This window comes from Micromonospora krabiensis (assembly GCF_900091425.1).
Lineage (GTDB): Bacteria > Actinomycetota > Actinomycetes > Mycobacteriales > Micromonosporaceae > Micromonospora > Micromonospora krabiensis.
Genome location: NZ_LT598496.1, coordinates 1,636,792 through 1,654,042 on the forward strand (window position 1 = coordinate 1,636,792; position 17,251 = coordinate 1,654,042).

Below are 17,251 nucleotides of genomic sequence, written 5' to 3' on the forward strand. Positions count from 1 at the left end.
GGAGGTTCGGCGTCCGCGGCGGCCCACGGGACCGGCCGTCAGCGGTGCGTCAACATCGCCACGTCATGCCGGCCAGGGTAGTCACCACCGGCGGCGCGGGCCAGCGGATTCGCGGCGACCCCGGCACACGCAGCGGGGTGGGACCGGCCGGCCCCACCCCGTCCACGCTGACCTCAGCGACGGTCGGTACGCGGCTCCATCGGCGGGATCACCATCGTGGCCTCGCTGTCGTCCGCCGCGCGCGGCGTCGGCACGGACGTGCCGGTCGCCGTGACCTGGGTGGCGTCCGGGTCGTCCGAGCGGGGCACCACCTGCGTGGCGTCCGGGTCGGCGGGCCGGGTGACGACCTGCGTGCTCTCCGGGTCGGCGGGCACCGGCCGGGTGAGGTCCGGGTCGGCGGCGGCCGGCCGGGACAGCTCCGCCTCGGTGTCGCGCCGGCCGGCCTGGTAGGCCCGGGCGTGCGTGGCGATCGTCCGGGACTCCTGCTCGGCGCGGCTGAGCCACGACTCCCAACGGCTCTGCATCGGCCGCACCAGGCCGCCGCCGACACCGACGACGAGGATGCCGCCGAGGGTCGCCAGCACCGCGATGAGCACCGGGGTGGTCACCGCCGTGGCCACGCCGATCTGGTTGAGCGCGGCGATGATCCCCAGGCCCAGCAGGAAGACGTACGCGACGGTGGCCAGCACCCGACCGTACGACAGGCCGCCGAGCGCGCCGCCGATGATGTCCTTGACGGCGTTGGCGATCGCCGCGGCGACCACCACGATGACGATCGCGACGAACGCCCGGGGCAGCCACGCGATCACACCGGCGATCAGATCCGAGATGGGGTTCGGACCCCAGATGCCGAACGCCAGTTGGAGGGTGACGAGGAGCAGGCCGTAGTAGACGAGCTTCGCGACGATGTCGCTGGCGTCGTAGCGGGAACGGCTCAGCGCCCGGCGGATGCCGCCGCGCTCGACGGCGCGGTCGAAGCCGACCCGTTCCAGCACCCGGTCCACGATCTTCAGTGCGGCCTTGGCGACCAGCCAACCGATCACGAGGATGGCCACGAAGGCCACGGCCTTGGGTAGGAAGAGCATCACCGCGCGGAGGGCGTCGCCCACCGCGTCGCTGAAGTTGTCTCTCATCAGGGTCCTCCACAGGGGCGGCAGAAATCTCCCCGCGCCCTACCCCACCCACCCCGTCCGCCAAACCCACCGCGTCGGCGGCGAGTGGGCCAGGCGAGCGGGATTGGATCTCGCGGACGGGCCGGTCGGCGCTCCTACGATGACGTCCCGTCACCCGAGGAGGACCTGTGCTGGAGCGTTTCGCCGACCTGACCACGCCGCTCGTCGCGGACGCCTGCGTACGTCTCGGGGTGCCGTTGCGGGCCGCGCCACCCGGCGTGCGGGCGGTGGTGGCCGGGCAGCGGGTCGCCGGGCGGGTGCTGCCGGCTCGACACCACGGCAGTGTGGACGTGTTCCTGGAGGCGTTCGGTCACGCGGCACCGGGTGACGTGCTGGTGGTCGACAACGGCGGGCGGACGGACGAGGCGTGCGTCGGTGACCTGGCGGTGCTGGAGGCCGCCGCGGCCGGGGTGAGTGGCCTGGTGGTGTGGGGCCTGCACCGCGACACCGCCGATCTGGTCGAGATCGGACTTCCGGTCTTCAGCTACGGCAGCTACCCGGCCGGGCCGGTGCGGGTGGACGAGCGGGGGCCGGAGGCGTTGACCACGGCTCGGGTCGGCGGGCACGAGGTGGGCCGTGACGACCTCGTGTTCGGCGACGACGACGGGGTGCTCTTCGTGGCCGCCGACCGTGCCGACGCGGTGCTCGCGACCGCCGCGGAGATTCGCGGCGTCGAGCGGGACCAGGCCGCGCGGATCCGCTCCGGCGAGACGCTGCGCCAGCAGACCGCCTTCGACGACTACCTGGCGCGGCGGGCGGACGACCCGTCGTACACGTTCCGCCGGCACCTGCGCCGGATCGGCGGGGCGATCGAGGAGTGAGCGAGGGACCGCCGGATCAGGTCGGCCACGGTCGACCTCTAGCGCGACGCCGAGCACTGGCAATATCCTCCACATCACGCGCGGCCTATGGAGCTACTTTTCATCCCCCCGCCGTCCTGGCCGCAGAGGAGATGTCATGCACGTGGACCATTCCGAACTGGACCGACGCACCCTGCTGCGCGCCGGCCTCGGCGCCGCCACGGTCGCGGTCGTCGGCAGCGAGCTCGCCTTCCCGGCCGCCGCGCAGGCGGCGCCGGGCGCGGACCTGGACTGGATCATCAGCTGCGACGAGTGGGGAGCCCGCCCGCCCGCCGACCCCCTGTCGGTCAGCGCCATCGCGACCAACAAGATCATCGTGCACCACATGGCGTTCCCGAACGTCACCGACTACTCCGAGGCCCAGGCCGTCAAGCTGGCCCGCGACTGCCAGGACCTGCACATGGACGGCAACGGGTGGTCCGACACCGGGCAGCACTTCACCGTCAGCCGCGGCGGCTACGTCCTGGAGGGCCGGCGGGGCAGCCTGGAACGGCTCCAGGCCGGCGACCGGCAGATGATCTCGGCGCACTGCCCGGGCGAGAACGGGCGGGCCATCGGGATCGAGAACGAGGGCACGTACGTCACCGAGACGCCGCCGACGGCGCTGCTGGACTCGCTGGTCAAGCTGTGTGTCGCCGTCTGCCGGCAGTACGGTCTGCACGCCCACGACATCTTCGGCCACTGGGACTTCCGCAACACGCAGTGCCCGGGCGCCGCGTTCTACCGGCAGTTCCCCACCCTGCGCCGCCGGGTGTTCGAGGCGCTCGACACCGACCTGGCCGACGTGCCGGCCCGCCGTTGGCCGGACCTGTGGCGTTTCGTCGGCTCCCCGTCCGTGCAGGTCGTGCAGTACCTGCTCGTCCACCGCGGCTACACCGTCCCGGTCAACAGCGTGTTCGACGCGGCCACGGTGGCGGCGGTGCAGGACTGGCAGTACCGCAACGGCCTCCCGGTGGACGTCGACGCCACGCTCACCCCGCAGACGTGGGAGACGCTGGTGCCGGAGCTGGACAAGGACGCCAGCGGCCTGCCGGTGAGCGCCGTGCAGTTCATCCTCAACCTCAAGGGCTACGCCGACGTGACGGTCACCGGCGAGTACGACCACGCCACCACGAAGGCCGTCAAGGACATCCAGGCGCTGCACGGGCTGCCCCGCAACGGCAAGGTCAGCGTCAGCACCTGGTGCGCGATCGTCGGCGGTGTCGTCCGGCAGTCGTTCCGGCACCACTGAGCCGGGGCGCGTACGCGGCGGGGGCGGGCCAGCCCCATCCCCCGCCGAAACGCGCACGCGGATCGTTGTCCACCCACCCCTGGTCTGCGACGATGCGCAGGTCACGACCAAGGAGGGTGCTGTGGCTACGCGACTCAACCCGTACCTCAGCTTCACCGGCGACGCCCGGGAGGCGATCGAGTTCTACCAGCGGGTCTTCGGTGGCTCGCTGCGGATGAACACGTTCGGCGAGTTCGGCAACACCGAGCCCGGTCTCGCCGACCAGATCATGCACGCCCAACTGGAGACCGACAGCGGCTTCACGCTGATGGCGTCGGACACCCCGCCGGGCATGGAGCACAGCCCGGGCAGCACCATGACCATCAGCCTCAGCGGCGACGACGCCGACGAGCTGCGCCGCTACTGGGATCAGCTCAGCGAGGGCGGCGTGGTGACCACGCCGCTGGAGAAGCAGATGTGGGGCGACGAGTTCGGCATGTGCACCGACCGGTTCGGCGTGCCGTGGATGGTCAACATCGCCACGCCGCAGGACTGACCTCGGCGACGGGGCGGATCCCCGCCGTTTGCCGGACGGCGATCCCGGAAAGAGTGCCGGCATGACATGGGCACGTCGAGCCGTACCCGCGGCGGTGGCCGCCGTCGCGGCCCTCGCCGCGCGCGACCTGATCCAGCGCGACCACGCGCTGCTGCGCAACTTCCCGGTCCTCGGCCGGGCCCGCTACCTGCTGGAGGCGATCGGGCCGGAGCTGCGGCAGTACATCGTGGCCGGCAACAACGAGGAGCGGCCGTTCACCCGGGACCAGCGCCGCTGGGTCTACGCGTCGGCGAAACAGCAGAACAACTACTTCGGCTTCGGCACGGACAACGACATCGAGTACACCCCCGGCTACCCGATCATCAAGCACCGCACGTTCGGCCGGGCGGTCCCCCCGTCGGCCCCGGAGGCCGGGCAGGAGGTGCGGCTGCCCTGCGCCAAGGTGCTCGGCGCGGCCCGCGGCCGGGCGGGCGCCTTCCGCCCGTCGTCCGTGGTCAACATCTCCGGCATGAGCTTCGGCTCGCTCTCCGGCAACGCGGTCACCGCCCTGAACCGGGGCGCCGCGCTCGCCGGCTGCCTACAGAACACCGGCGAGGGCGGACTGTCCCCGTACCACCGCAACGGCGGCGAGCTGGTCTTCCAGATCGGCACCGCGTACTTCGGCTGCCGGGACGAGCGGGGCCGGTTCAGTCTGTCTCGGCTCAAGGACCTGGTGGCCGGCGCGCCGGTACGGGCCCTGGAGATCAAGCTCAGCCAGGGCGCCAAGCCGAGCCTCGGCGGCCTGCTGCCCGCCGCGAAGGTGTCCGCCGAGATCGCCGCCACCCGCGGCATCGCCGAGGGACGGGACTGCGTCAGCCCGTCGCGGCACGCCGAGTTCGCCGACTGCGACAGCCTGCTGGACTGGGTGGAGCTGCTGGCCGCCGAGACCGGGCTGCCGGTCGGCATCAAGTCGGCGGTGGGCGACCTCGGCTTCTGGCAGGAGCTGACCGGGCTGATGCGCGACACCGGCCGTGGCGTCGACTTCGTCACGGTGGACGGCGGTGAGGGCGGCACCGGCGCCGCACCCCTGATCTTCACCGACTCGGTCTCGCTTCCCTTCCAGCAGGGCTTTACCCGGATCTACCAGCTCTTCGCCGACCAGGGCCTGCACGAGCAGGTGGTCTTCGTGGGATCGGGCAAGCTCGGCCTGCCGGACAACGCCGTGGTGGCGTTCGCGCTGGGCTGCGACATGGTCAACGTGGGGCGGGAGGCCATGCTGGCGATCGGTTGCATCCAGGCCCAGAAGTGCCACACCGACACCTGCCCGACCGGCGTCGCCACGCAGAACCCGTGGCTGGCTCGGGGCCTGGACCCGACCCTGAAGTCGGTGCGGGTCGCCAACTATGTGAAGACGCTGCGCCGAGACCTGATGAAGGTGGCCGAGGCGTGCGGCGTCGAACACCCCGGGCTGATCGACACCGACGCCGTGGAGATCCTCGACGGCCGCACCGGCTCCACCCCACTGCACGAGGTGTACGGCTACCGACCCGACTGGGGCCTCCCGTCGGCGGCGGACCGCGCGGAGATCCTCCGCCTGATGACCGGCGAGGCACCCCAGGGCGGCAGCGCACCGCCGTCACCGACCGCGACGGCGTGAGGCCGGCGGCACGGGGATATTCGGCGGCGCCGGGCGGCCGGCGATCCCTATCGTGGGCCGATGCTGATCCGACGTGAGACACCCGCCGACGTGGACGCCGTACGTGCGGTGCACAGCGCCGCCTTCGCCAAGCCCGACGCGCCGGACACCGTGCCCGTCGAGGCCACCCTGGTCGACGCGCTGCGCGCCGACGACGCCTGGCTGCCCGCGCTGTCGCTGGTGGCGACCGACGCGGACGGACAGGTGGTGGGGCACGTGGTGTGCACCCGGGCCTGGGTCGCCGACGAACCGGTCGCGCTGGGGCTCGGGCCGCTCGGCGTACACCCGCGGTGGCAGCGGCGTGGCGTCGGCTCGGCGCTGATGCACGCCGTGCTCGCCGCCGCCGACGCCCGCGACGAGCCGCTGGTGGTGCTGCTCGGGCACCCCGAGTACTACCCGCGCTTCGGGTTCGGCCCCGCCGTCGACCTCGGCGTCACCCCGCCCGTCGCCGCGTGGGGACCGCGCTACTTCATGGCCCGTCGGCTCGCCGCGTGGGACGCGGCGATCCGGGGCGAGTTCGCGTACGCGAAGCCCTTTCGCGGACTCTGACCATTCCCACCGCGACCGGACTGTTGCATTCTGGTTGCCATGGGAGAGGTGCTGCCGATCCCCAGCTTCGGTGACCTGTTCGCCGACGTGCGGGGCGAGGACCGGATGATGCGGGTCAGCTACCACCCCGATCGGGGCGCCGTGGTGCTGTCCCTGTGGAGCGGCCCGGTGTGCCGGGGATCGTTCCGGTTGGCCACGGGGGACGTGCCACGGCTGTTGGCCCTGCTCACCGAGACCACCGGCGCAGCCCCGACGGCGGGCGCGCCGCCCACCGCCGCCGTCCCGGATCGCACCGACCCCCGGTCGCCGGTCGTCCGGCGGGCCGCGGTCCCTCGGCCCGCCGGCGGAAGCGACGCGCAGGAGGGGGCGGCCCACCGTCGGCGGCTGCCGATCGTGCCGCTGCCGCGCATCGCCTGACCGGCCGGATCGCGGGCGCGTCCGGGCAGGTCAGCGCCGCCGAGCCGACCCGCCGTGCGAACATGTGTTCGTGTCGACCGGGGCCCACATCCTGCACGCCGACCTGGACGCGTTCTACGCGTCGGTCGAGCAGCGGGACGACCCGCGCCTGCGCGGCCGGCCCGTCATCGTGGGCGGCGGAGTGGTGCTGGCGGCGAGCTACGAGGCGAAGGCGCGGGGCGTCCGCAGCGCGATGGGCGGCCGGCAGGCCCGCCGCCTCTGCCCCGACGCGATCGTGGTGCCGCCCCGCATGTCCGCGTACACGGCGGCCAGCCGGGCCGTGTTCGAGATCTTCCGGCGGACCACCCCGCTGGTGGAGGGGCTCTCCGTCGACGAGGCGTTCCTCGACGTGGGCGGGCTGCGGCGACTGGTCGGACCGCCCGCCGACATCGCGACCACGCTGCGCCGGGAGATCCGTGACGAGGTCGGCCTGCCCATCACGGTCGGTGTCGCCCGGACCAAGTTCCTCGCCAAGGTGGCCAGCGGGGTGGCGAAACCCGACGGTCTGCTGGTCGTCCCGCCCGACGGCGAACAGGCGTTCCTGCACCCGCTGCCGGTGGAGCGGCTGTGGGGCGTCGGCCCGGTGACCGCGGCCAAACTGCGGGAACGGCGGATCCGTACGGTCGGCGAGGTGGCCCGACTGGGCGAGGCGGCGCTCGTCTCGCTGCTCGGCGCGGGCGCCGGGCGGCACCTGCACGCCCTCGCACACAACCGCGACCCCCGCCCGGTGCAGGTGGGGCGGCGACGCGGGTCGATGGGCGCGCAGCACGCGCTGGGCGGGGGGCCGCACCCCCCGGACGAACTCGACGCCATCCTCGCCGGCCTGGTCGACCGGGTCACCCGACGGATGCGCCGGGCCGGCCGCGGCGGACGGACGATCGTGCTGCGGCTGCGCTTCGCCGACTACACCCGGGCCACCCGGTCACGCACCCTGCCGAAGGCGACCGACGACACCCGGATCGTGCTCGACGGCGTCCGGGCCCTGCTACGGGCCGCGCTGCCGGAGATCGAGCGGCGGGGCGTCACGCTGGTCGGCGTCGCGCTCGGCAACCTGGACGACAACCCGGTGCAGCCGCCGCTGCCGTTCGACCGCGACCCGGGCGCCGACCTCGACGCGGCCGTCGACGCGGTACGGGACCGGTTCGGCTCGGACTCACTCACCCGCGCGGTGCTGCTCGGCCGCGAGACCGGGCCGGAGATGCCGCTCCTGCCCGACTGACCCGACCGGTCATCCGACATCAACGAGCCGGTGTCGGCCATCCGGAGTGGAGCATTCCGGGCGCGGTCGGGCGGCCCGGTCTCGGCGTCAGGACCGAAAGACCCGGGACGGCGGAGCACGGGGCCGGAAGTGCTCTGGGCCGGATGCTCCAGACCGGATGCTCTGGAGCTGATGTCGTAAACGAGTCATGCCCCGATGTCGCAGGCGACTCAGCTCCAAAGGTTCCGCAGTGGTGTTGTGCCGACGGCCGGCCGAGGCGACCAGACGACCCACCGGCGGACGGGGCAGCCGGCCGAGCGGACCGCCGCGTCGGAAAAAGCGGCGATCGCGGGGGCGCCACCGACGCAGAAACCGGTTACAGTGCTCGGACCGGACCACTCGACACACCAGGAGGTGCCCCGGTGACGAGCACCAGCGACCACCAGCCGGCCGACGCCCGATCCGACTGGGAGGCGCGGATCGCCTTGCGCAGCGACGAGGACGGCACGACGGACGCCACCCCGGTCCTCACTCCGCCCGGTGAGCTGACGGCGGTCGCCGGAGTCGGTCACGTCCGCCTCACCTGGTCCCCGGTGCCCGGTGCGGTGGGATACCTGGTGCACCGGGCACCGATTCGCGGCGGCCACCCCGAGGGCGAGCTGACCCCGGTCGACCACCTCGGCGGTGACGTGCTCTCCGTCCCCGACACCTGGTACGTCGACACGACCGGCGAGCCGGCCCGGCCGTACGCGTACGCCGTGGCCGCCGTTCCCGAGGTCACCGTCACCGGCCCGCTCGGCCCGCCGGTGAGCTGCGCGTCGCTGCCCGCCTCCGGTGCCCCGCCGACGGTCGCGCTGCACGTCGACGCGGCGGCGGTCGGCGCTCCCCTGGCCCGACCGTGGCAGCCGATGATCGGCAGCGAGCGACTCTCCCAACTGCTCTGCACGGAAACCTCCGGCGGCCGGGAGATCGGCGTCGAACTGCTCGCCGCGTTGCGCCGCGTGCGCGACGAGGTCGGGGTCGAGACCGTCCGTGCCCACTCGATCCTCCACGACGACCTGGGCGTCTACCGGGAGGTGGCCGGCGAGCCGGTCATCGACTTCACCGGCGTCGACCGCGTCTACGACCTGCTGCTCTCCACCGGGCTCCGGCCGGTGGTCGAGATCGGGTTCATGCCCCGGGACCTCGCCAGCGACCCGGAGCGCACCGTCTTCCAGTACCGGGGTGTCATCTCCCCGCCGAAGGACTGGGACCGCTGGGCGGGGCTGGTCCGCGCCCTGGTCGCGCACCTGCTCGACCGGTACGGCGAGGAGGTCCTCACCTGGGACTTCGAGGTGTGGAACGAGGCCAACCTGGAGGTGTTCTGGTCGGGCACCCGCGACGAGTGGATGCGGCTGTACGACGTCACCGCCCGGGCGGTCAAGGACGTCGACCCGCGCATCCCGGTCGGTGGGCCGTCCTCGGCCGCCGCCGGCTGGGTCGACGCGCTGCTCGCCCACGCCCGCCGCTCCGGCTCGCCGGTCGACTTCGTCTCCACGCACACGTACGGCAGCCCGCCGCTGGACCTGCGGCCCACCCTGGCTCGGTTCGGGTTCCCGGACGCCCGGATCCTGTGGACCGAGTGGGGCGTCACCCCCACCCACTTCCACCCCGTCAACGACGGCACCTCCGCGGCCACCTTCCTGCTCACCGGCATGCGCTCGGCCGCCGGCCGGGTGGACGCGCTGTCCTACTGGGTGGCGAGCGACCACTTCGAGGAGTTGGGCCGGCCGCCGCGGCTGCTGCACGGCGGCTTCGGCCTGATCACCGTCGGAGGGATCGCCAAGCCGCGCTACCACGCGCTGCGGCTGCTCAGCCAGCTCGGGGAGACCGAGCTGCCGGTGCGGGCCGCCGGGGACGGCGCCGACGGGCTGGTGCAGACCTGGGCCAGCCGACGGGCGGACGGCAGCCTGGCCATCCTGGTGTGGGCCGCCACCCTCGACCAGTCCAAGCGAGACGGCGACCCCGCCCTGGCCCGGCGGATCCGGCTCACCGTCGACGGCGCGGCCGGCCGGACCGTGACGCTGACCCGGCTCGACCGGGAGCACGGTGACATCACCACGCTGGCCGAGCGGCTCGGCGTCACCGAGTGGCCGGTCGGGGTGCAGTGGGACGCGCTCCGCGCCGTCGACTCGCTGGTGGCGGAGAAGGTGGAGACCGCCACCGAGGGCGGGGCCGCCGTGGTGGAGCTGCACCTGCCGCAGCCGGGCGCGGTGCTCGTCGAGGTGGCCGGGAGCTGACCGTGTCACCCACCCCCTTCCCCTCTCCGGCGTCGGGCGCCGACGCCGCACCGACCGAGGTGGAGCCGGCGGCGCATCCCGACGACATCCGGGTGCGGGTCGGACGTGGGCAGGTCGACATCGACTGGGATCCGCTGCCCGGCGCGGCCGGTTACCTGGTGCACCGGTCCGACGGCGGCGGCCCGTTCCACGTGGTGGACCACGGGGGCGGCGACCTACTCGCGGTGCCCGGCCCACCGTACGCCGACACCAGCGTGGAACCCGGACGGACCGTGCGGTACGCGGTGCGGCCGGTGCACGACCCGGACCGTCCCGACGCCGGCCCGCTCGGGCCGGCGTCGGCGCCGGTCGCCGCGCGGGCCGACGGCGCCGCGCGGGTCGACGTGGACGTGGACGCGGGCCGGCCGGTCGGGCCGGTGCACCGGCCGTGGCGGGACATGGTCGGCTCCGAGCACCTGAGTCTGCTGCTCAGCGCCGACCGGGTGGGCGGCGAGCCGATGGGCGCCGGCCTGGCCGCCGCGCTCAGCCGGGTGCACCGGGAGCTCGGCGTCGAGCGGGTCCGCGCGCACGGGCTCCTCGGCGACGACCTGGGCGTCTACCGGGAGGTCGAGGGCCGTCCGGTGCACGACTTCACCGGCATCGACGCGGTGCTCGACGTGCTCGCCCCGACCGGTCTACGGCCCGTGCTGGAGCTGTCGTTCGTCCCCCGCGCGCTGGCCCGCGACCCGTCCCGGGAGGTCACCGCGGCCGGCGTGTCCAGTCCGCCGCGCGACTGGGACCGGTGGGGCGCGCTCGTCGGTGACCTGGTCCGGCACCTGCGGGCCCGGGTCGGCGACGACGAGCTGCGGCGCTGGGCGGTCGAGGTGTGGAACGAGCCGGACCTGGACTGCTTCTGGACCGGCAGCCGCGAGGACTACCTGCGGATGTACGACGTGACCGCCCGGGCCGTCCGCGCCGCCTGTCCCGGACTGCCCGTCGGTGGGCCGGCCACCGCCGCGACCCGGTGGATCGAACCGTTCCTCGACCACGTCGACGTGTCCGGCGCCCCGCTGGACTTCCTCTCCACCCACGTCTACGGCAGCCCTCCGCTCGACCTGCGGCCGGCGCTGGCCCGGCACGACCGGGCCGGCACCCCGCTGCGGTGGACCGAGTGGGGTCCCTCCCCCACCCACTTCGCGCCGGTCAACGACTCGGTGCTGTCGGCGGCTTTCGTGGCGACCGGCATGCGGGAGGCGGCCGGCCGGGTGGCGGCGCTGGCCTGCTGGGTCGCGAGCGACCACTTCGAGGAGCTGGGCCGTCCGCCGGCGCTGCTGCACGGCGGCTTCGGACTGCTGTCCGTCGGCAACCTCGCCAAACCCCGGTACTGGGCACTGTGGATGCTGGAGCGGCTCGGGCCGGTCGAACTGGCCGCCCGCCTCGACGGTGACGGCGCCGGGACGCTGGTGCGCGCCTGGCCGTCGGTGGACCCGGACACCGGCCGGGTCGCCGTGGTGCTGTGGAACGGCACCCTCGACCAGGGGGTCCTGGCCCGGTCGGCGCAGCGGGCCCGACTGGATCGCTCCGTCCGTTTGCGGGTCGGCGGGCTGGGCGCCGGGACGTACGAGGTGCGACACCGCCGGCTCGACGAGGAGACGTCGAACCTGGCCGCCACCGCCCGCCGGCTCGGCGTCCACGGCTGGCCGACGGGCGAGCAGTGGGCGGGGCTGCGCGCCGCGGACCACCTCGCCGACGCGGCACCACCGACGATCGTCACCCCCGCCGACGGGCGGTTGGTGCTGCCGCTGACCCTGCCCATGCCGTCGGTGTCGTTGGTGGAGCTGACCCCGCGATGACCGGACCGTGGTGGCGCGAGGCCGTCACCTACGAGGTGTACCTGCGCTCCTTCGCCGACGCGGACGGCGACGGCCTCGGTGACCTGCCCGGGCTGCGGTCGCGGCTGCCCTACCTCGCCGCCCTCGGCGTGGACGCGGTCTGGGTGACCCCGTTCTACCCCAGTCCCGACCACGACACGGGCTACGACGTGGTGGACCACCGGAACGTCGATCCCCGGCTGGGCACGCTGGACGACGTGGACCGGCTGGTCGCCGACGTGCACCGGCTCGGCCTGCGGGTGCTCGTCGACCTGGTGCTCAACCACGTCTCCTCGGCGCATCCGTGGTTCGTCGCCGCCCGGGCCGCCGGCCCCGGCTCGCCGGAGCGCGGCCGGTTCCACGTCCGCCCCGGGCGCGGCCCGGCCGGCGTGGATCCGCCGAACAACTGGCCGTCGATCTTCGGCGGCCCGGCGTGGGCGCCGTTCGGCGACGGCGACTGGTATCTGCACCTGTTCGACGCCGAGCAGCCCGACCTGCGCCACGAGCACCCGGAGGTGGCCGCCGACGCGCTGGCCACGCTGCGGTTCTGGCTGGACCGCGGGGTGGACGGGATCCGGTTCGACGCCGCCGGTTCGCTGTCGAAGGACCCCGCCTACCCGGACCTGCCGGACGGCTGGCAGCCCGGCGACCCGGCGCCCTACAGCGATCGCGACGAGGTGCACCACATCTACCGGCGGTGGGCACGGGAGTTGGCGTCGTACCCGGGTGACCGGCTCGGGGTCGCGGAGACCTGGGGCCCACCGGGGGTGCTCGCGCCCTACCTGCGTCCGGACGAGCTGGGCCAGGCCTTCGCGATGGACCCGCTCTACTGGCCGCTGCGGGCGCGGCCGTGGCGGGACGGCGTCGAGGCGCTGCTCGCCGCGACCACCCGGCACGGCCGGTTGCCGACGTGGGTGCACGGCAGCCACGACGTACGCCGGGCGGTCGCGCGCTGGGGGCCAGGGGGCGCGCGGGCGGTGCTGCTGCTGATGCTGGCGCTGCCCGGCGCGGTCTACCTGTACGCCGGGGACGAGCTCGGCGTGCCCGAGGTGGCGCTGGCCGACGACGCCATCCGGGACCCGGTGTACCGGCGCTCCGGCGGCACGGACCGGGGACGCGACGGCGCCCGGGTGCCGCTGCCGTGGACGGAGGGCGGGCCGCCGTACGGCTTCGGTCCGGCCGGGTCGACGCCCTGGCTGCCGCAGCCCGCCGGTTGGGGAGCCCACTCGGTGGCCCGGCAACGCCACGACCGCACCTCGCCGCTGGCGTTGACCCGGGCGGCGCTACCGCTGCGCGGCACCTGGTGGCGGGGTCGACCGGCGGAGTTGACCTGGCGGGACGCGCCGGACCGGTGCCTCGCCTTCCGACGCGGTCCGGACGGACCGACGTGCCTGGTGAACCTCGGTGACGCGCCCGTCGACTGGCGTCCGTACGGCGACCGGATGTTGCTGGCGAGCACCCCGGCCGACGGCAAGCTGCCCGCCCACGCGACCGCCTGGCTGGTCTGACCGGCGCTCCGGCGGGCGCCCGGCCGACCCGCGCCGGCCCGGCCGACCCTCCCGGGTGGGTGCGGGCCGGCCGGGCGGTCGGTGTCAGGCGGCGGACGGGGACCCCCGGTCGGCGGCCTTCGCGAACGGGTTCGGGATCGAGTCGAGCAGCAGTCGGGTGTAGTCGTCCCGGGCCGACCCGATCACGTCGCGGGTCGAGCCACGCTCCACCAGCACGCCCTGGTTGAGCACCAGCACCTCGTCGGCGAGCAGTCGGGCGCTGAGCAGGTCGTGGGTGATGTAGAGCATCGCCAGCCGCCGGCCGCGGACCAGCTCGCCGAGCAGCTCCAGGATCTCGGCGCGGATGGACACGTCCAGCATGGAGATCGGCTCGTCGGCGATCAGCACGCGCGGCTCGGGCGCGAGGGCCCGGGCCGTCACCACGCGCTGCCGCTGCCCGCCGGAGAGCTGGTGCGGCAGCTTGTCGAGGAACTGCCCGGCCGGGGCGAGCCCCACGCTCTCCAGCAGTTCGGCGGCGCGTTCGCGGGCGGCGTCGCCGCGCAGGCCGGCGAAGTTGGCCAGCGGGCGGGAGAGCGCGTACGCGACGGTGCGGGTCGGGTTCAGCGCGCTGAACGGGTCCTGGAAGACCATCTGCACGTGCCGCCTGTACTCGCGCAGGGCCCGACCGCGCAGGCGGTCGACCCGGACGTCCGCGCCGGCGCCGCCGGTGAACCGGACCTCGCCGGCGCTCGGCCGTTCCACGCCGGTGACGATCCGGGCGAGCGTCGACTTCCCGCTGCCGCTCTGCCCGACCAGCGCGGTGACCGCGCCGGGCCGCAGCTCGAAGGAGACGTCCCGGACCGCGTCGAGGGTGCTGGTCCGCAGTCCTCGCCGGGTGGTGTAGCGCTTGCTCACCCGGTCGACGGTCAGCACCGCCGCGACGTCGGGAGACGCGACGTGCGGCTCGGGCGTGGCGGTCGCCGGGAAGTGGCTGCCGAGGCCGGCCGTGGCCTCGGCGGCGCCGAGGGTGACCACCGGCAGTCGGCCCTCCTGGGCGACCAGGCAGCGGGCCAGCCCGCCGTGGTCCGGCAGCAGCTGCGGGTGCACCTTCCGACACGCCTCCTCCACGTGCGGGCAGCGCGGGGCGAAGAGGCATCCGGTGTGCGTCCGGGACAGGTCCGGCGGCCGGCCCGGGATGTAGCTGACCCGGACGTCGGGCAGGCGCGGGTCGGCGTACGAGCCGAGCAGACCCCGGGTGTACGGGTGGCGGGGCTCGCGCAGCAGGTCGGCGGCCGGACGGTCCTCGACGATCTCGCCGCCGTACATCACCATCACCCGGTCGGCCATGTCGAGCACGGTGCCGAGGTCGTGGCTGATGAACAGCACGGCGAAGCCGAGGTCGCGACGCAGCTCGGCGAGGCGGGTGAGGATGCTCCGCTGCACCACGACGTCGAGGCCGGTGGTCGGCTCGTCGAGCAGCACCAGCTTGGGGCGCAGGGCGAGGGCGAGGGCCAGCGCGACCCGCTGTTTCATGCCGCCGGAGAGCTCGTGCGGGTACGCCCGCAGCACCCGCCGGTCCAGGGCCACGAGGTCGAGCAGTTCGGTGGCCCGCTCGGTCACGTCGCCGGGCACGTCGTGCGCGGCGAAGGTGTCGGCGAACTGCGCCTGCACCCGGATCACCGGGTTGAGGGAGTTCATGCTGCTCTGGAAGACGGTGGAGAGGTCGACCCAGCGGAGTCGACGCAGCTGCTCCTCGCCGGCGGCGGTCAGGTCCACACCGTCGAAGGTGACCCGGCCGCCGGTGATGCGCGCCGGCGGGGAGAGCAGGCGCAGCACCGCGTTGCCGAGGGTCGACTTGCCGCAGCCGGACTCGCCGAGCAGACCCACGAACTCGCCGTCGTCGACGCGGAACGAGACGTCGTGCACGGCCCGCGTCGGCGGCTGGTCGTGCGGGGTGTACGTGACGCAGAGGTCGTCCACCTCGAGCAGGGTCATCTCAGTCCTCCCGCAGGTGGGGGTTGCTCAACGCGTCGATACCGAAGTTGATGAGCGTGAACGAGGTGATCAGCAGGGAGAGCGCCAGGCCGGGGGCGATCAGCCAGGCCCACTGGCCGGTGAGCAGCGCGCCGCCGAGGCTGGCCTGGTTGAGCATGGTGCCCCAGCTGACGGTCTGCGGGTCGCCGAGCCCGAGGAAGGCCAGACCCGCCTCGCCGCCGATGGCGCCGAGGGCGGCACCCATGAACCCGACCACGATCAGCGAGGTCATGTTCGGCACGATCTCGCGGGCGATGATCCGTGCGGTGCCGTCGCCGGCGAACCGGGCCGCGGTGATGTAGTCGCGGGTGCGCAGGGTGATGATCTGCGCTCGCTTGATCCGGGCACCGTACGCCCAGCCGGTCACGCTGATCACGATGATGATCAGCCAGAGTCCGCGGACCGGGGCGTACGCGGCCAGGGTCACCATCAAGGGCAGCGCCGGAACGACCAGACCGAGGTTGATCAGGAACGACAGCACCTCGTCGACCCAGCCCCGCAGGTAGCCCGCGGTCAGCCCGATGACCAGGCCGATCAGGGTGGAGAGGACGCCGGCGGCGAGACCGACGACGAGCGAGGTGCGGGCGCCGACGATCAACTGGGAGAAGACGTCCTCGCCCTGCGCGGTCGTGCCGAGCCAGTGGCTGCCGGTCGGTCCGAGCGAGGTCGGGAAGGCGTCGTCGCGCGGGTCGTACGGCGCGATCAGCGACGAGAACGCGGCGACCAGGATGAACGCGGCGAGCATCAGCAGACCGGTTCGGCACTTGCCGTTGCGCCACAGGATGACGAACCAGCCGGGTAACCGGCGGCCCCGGGCGATCTCACGGGCCGCCGCCTGGACGCCCTCGGTGTCGGTGCCCGGCGCCGGCACCGCGGGCGCGGGGGTGCTCACCTCGACTCACCCCGCTCGTCGTGGTCGTTGCTCATACCGACTCCACCTTTCGCACCCGGGGGTCGAGGAAGCCGTACAGGAGGTCGGCGAGGAAGTTCGCCACCAGCACGCCGATCGTGGTGAACAGGAAGAGCGCCTGCATCAGCGGATAGTCGCGGCTGGACACCGACTCCAGCAGCAGCCGGCCCAGGCCGGGATAGTTGAAGACCGTCTCGACCAGTACGGTGCCGCCCAGGATGCTGCCCAGCGCGATGGCGAAGCCGGTGACGTTGGGCAGGATGGCGATGCGCGCGCCGTAGGTGATGGCGATGCGGCGTCGGGGCAGGCCTCGGGCGACGGCGAGCCGGGTGTGGTCCTCGCCGAGGCTCTGCACCATGTTGTTGCGCATGCCGATGATCCAGCCGATGGGGCCGGTGATCAGCAGCGCCACCGCGGGCAGGACGCTGTGCTGGAAGGCGTCGGAGATGAAGATCCAGCTCCACCCCGGTGAGCTGCCACCGCCGTACCCGCCGCGCTCGGGGAACCAGCGCAGGGTGATCGCGAAGACGTAGATGAGCAGCAGCGCGATCCAGAAGAACGGCAGCGTGCCGAGGAACGTCGACCCGAGCGTGATGACCGAGTCGACGCGGGTGTTGCGGCGGTACGCGGCCCAGGTGCCGAGCAGCGTGCCCACGACGAAGGAGATGATCTGGGTGACGCCGACCAGGATCACCGTCCACGGCAGCGCCTGCCCGATCATGTGGGTGACGCTGTACGGGAAGTAGGTGTACGACACCCCGAAGTCGCCGTGCAGCACCGCGCCCAGGTACTGCACGTACTGCTCGAAGAGGTTGCCGTCGGGGGTGCCCAGCATGATCCGGATGGCCTGGAGCTGGGCGGGGTCGATGCTCTCGCTCTGCCCGGCGAGCCGGGACACGATCGCCTCGGCCGGGTCACCGGGTTGCAGGCGCGGGATCAGGAAGTTGAGCGTGACGGCAGCCCAGAGGGTGCCGAGGAAGAACAGGAGGCGTCTGGCGAAGTAGGCCATGGTGAA

14 protein-coding genes are annotated in these 17,251 nt (G+C 73.6%); 10 read left to right on the plus strand and 4 right to left on the minus strand.

The features are described 5' to 3' along the window. Positions 1 to 173: 173 nt before the first annotated feature. A complete protein-coding gene (locus tag GA0070620_RS07275; protein WP_091589140.1) occupies positions 174 to 1,133 on the minus strand; it encodes a mechanosensitive ion channel family protein in 960 nt (319 codons plus the stop codon). Positions 1,134 to 1,300: 167 nt separating this feature from the next. Between GA0070620_RS07275 and GA0070620_RS07280 the strand changes: the two genes are divergently transcribed. From GA0070620_RS07280 to GA0070620_RS07325, 10 genes are all read left to right on the plus strand, one after another. Next, positions 1,301 to 1,993, plus strand: a complete 693-nt coding sequence (locus GA0070620_RS07280; protein WP_091589141.1) for an RraA family protein — start codon at positions 1,301 to 1,303, stop codon at positions 1,991 to 1,993. 136 nt (positions 1,994 to 2,129) lie between these two features. Further along, a complete protein-coding gene (locus tag GA0070620_RS07285; RefSeq protein ID WP_091589142.1) occupies positions 2,130 to 3,263 on the plus strand; it encodes a peptidoglycan recognition protein family protein in 1,134 nt (377 codons plus the stop codon). Positions 3,264 to 3,384: 121 nt separating this feature from the next. Then, a complete protein-coding gene (locus tag GA0070620_RS07290) occupies positions 3,385 to 3,798 on the plus strand; it encodes a VOC family protein (RefSeq protein ID WP_091589143.1) in 414 nt (137 codons plus the stop codon). Positions 3,799 to 3,859: 61 nt separating this feature from the next. Then, a complete protein-coding gene (locus tag GA0070620_RS07295) occupies positions 3,860 to 5,434 on the plus strand; it encodes an FMN-binding glutamate synthase family protein (RefSeq protein WP_091589144.1) in 1,575 nt (524 codons plus the stop codon). Between the two features lie 18 nt (positions 5,435 to 5,452). Further along, positions 5,453 to 6,022 carry a GNAT family N-acetyltransferase gene (locus GA0070620_RS07300; protein ID WP_157741752.1) on the plus strand — a complete coding sequence of 190 codons (570 nt, stop codon included), beginning with the start codon at positions 5,453 to 5,455 and terminating at the stop codon, positions 6,020 to 6,022. 39 nt (positions 6,023 to 6,061) lie between these two features. Beyond that, positions 6,062 to 6,439, plus strand: a complete 378-nt coding sequence (locus GA0070620_RS07305; protein WP_157741555.1) for a hypothetical protein — start codon at positions 6,062 to 6,064, stop codon at positions 6,437 to 6,439. 70 nt (positions 6,440 to 6,509) lie between these two features. Then, positions 6,510 to 7,697, plus strand: a complete 1,188-nt coding sequence (gene dinB / locus GA0070620_RS07310) for a DNA polymerase IV (protein ID WP_091598266.1) — start codon at positions 6,510 to 6,512, stop codon at positions 7,695 to 7,697. A gap of 401 nt (positions 7,698 to 8,098) precedes the next feature. Continuing rightward, positions 8,099 to 9,955, plus strand: coding sequence for a GH39 family glycosyl hydrolase (locus GA0070620_RS07315; RefSeq protein ID WP_197677566.1), 1,857 nt, complete (start codon positions 8,099 to 8,101; stop codon positions 9,953 to 9,955). Between the two features lie 2 nt (positions 9,956 to 9,957). Beyond that, a complete protein-coding gene (locus GA0070620_RS07320) occupies positions 9,958 to 11,787 on the plus strand; it encodes a GH39 family glycosyl hydrolase (protein WP_091589148.1) in 1,830 nt (609 codons plus the stop codon). Next, a complete protein-coding gene (locus GA0070620_RS07325; RefSeq protein WP_091589149.1) occupies positions 11,784 to 13,313 on the plus strand; it encodes an alpha-amylase family glycosyl hydrolase in 1,530 nt (509 codons plus the stop codon). The genes GA0070620_RS07320 and GA0070620_RS07325 overlap by 4 nt, the downstream gene beginning before the upstream one ends. 84 nt (positions 13,314 to 13,397) lie before the next feature. On the opposite strand, the gene GA0070620_RS07330 is transcribed toward GA0070620_RS07325, so the two are convergent. From GA0070620_RS07330 to GA0070620_RS07340, 3 genes are read right to left on the minus strand one after another with little or no spacing between them, the layout of a single operon-like run. Further along, positions 13,398 to 15,287 carry an ABC transporter ATP-binding protein gene (locus GA0070620_RS07330; protein WP_091589150.1) on the minus strand — a complete coding sequence of 630 codons (1,890 nt, stop codon included), beginning with the start codon at positions 15,285 to 15,287 and terminating at the stop codon, positions 13,398 to 13,400. A gap of 1 nt (position 15,288) precedes the next feature. After that, a complete protein-coding gene (locus GA0070620_RS07335; protein WP_197677567.1) occupies positions 15,289 to 16,218 on the minus strand; it encodes an ABC transporter permease in 930 nt (309 codons plus the stop codon). Between the two features lie 31 nt (positions 16,219 to 16,249). After that, the gene (locus tag GA0070620_RS07340) at positions 16,250 to 17,245 is read right to left on the minus strand and encodes an ABC transporter permease (protein WP_091589151.1); all 996 of its coding nucleotides are present in this window, start codon (positions 17,243 to 17,245) and stop codon (positions 16,250 to 16,252) included. Positions 17,246 to 17,251 lie beyond the last annotated feature (6 nt).

Coding starts and splice junctions, on each gene's coding strand:
- GA0070620_RS07275 (WP_091589140.1), bottom strand. CDS start 1,133: ATGAGAGACAACTTCAGCGACGCGGTGGGCGACGCCCTCCGCGCGGTG.
- GA0070620_RS07285 (WP_091589142.1), top strand. CDS start 2,130: ATGCACGTGGACCATTCCGAACTGGACCGACGCACCCTGCTGCGCGCC.
- GA0070620_RS07295 (WP_091589144.1), top strand. CDS start 3,860: ATGACATGGGCACGTCGAGCCGTACCCGCGGCGGTGGCCGCCGTCGCG.
- GA0070620_RS07305 (WP_157741555.1), top strand. CDS start 6,062: ATGGGAGAGGTGCTGCCGATCCCCAGCTTCGGTGACCTGTTCGCCGAC.
- GA0070620_RS07325 (WP_091589149.1), top strand. CDS start 11,784: ATGACCGGACCGTGGTGGCGCGAGGCCGTCACCTACGAGGTGTACCTG.
- GA0070620_RS07330 (WP_091589150.1), bottom strand. CDS start 15,287: ATGACCCTGCTCGAGGTGGACGACCTCTGCGTCACGTACACCCCGCAC.
- GA0070620_RS07340 (WP_091589151.1), bottom strand. CDS start 17,245: ATGGCCTACTTCGCCAGACGCCTCCTGTTCTTCCTCGGCACCCTCTGG.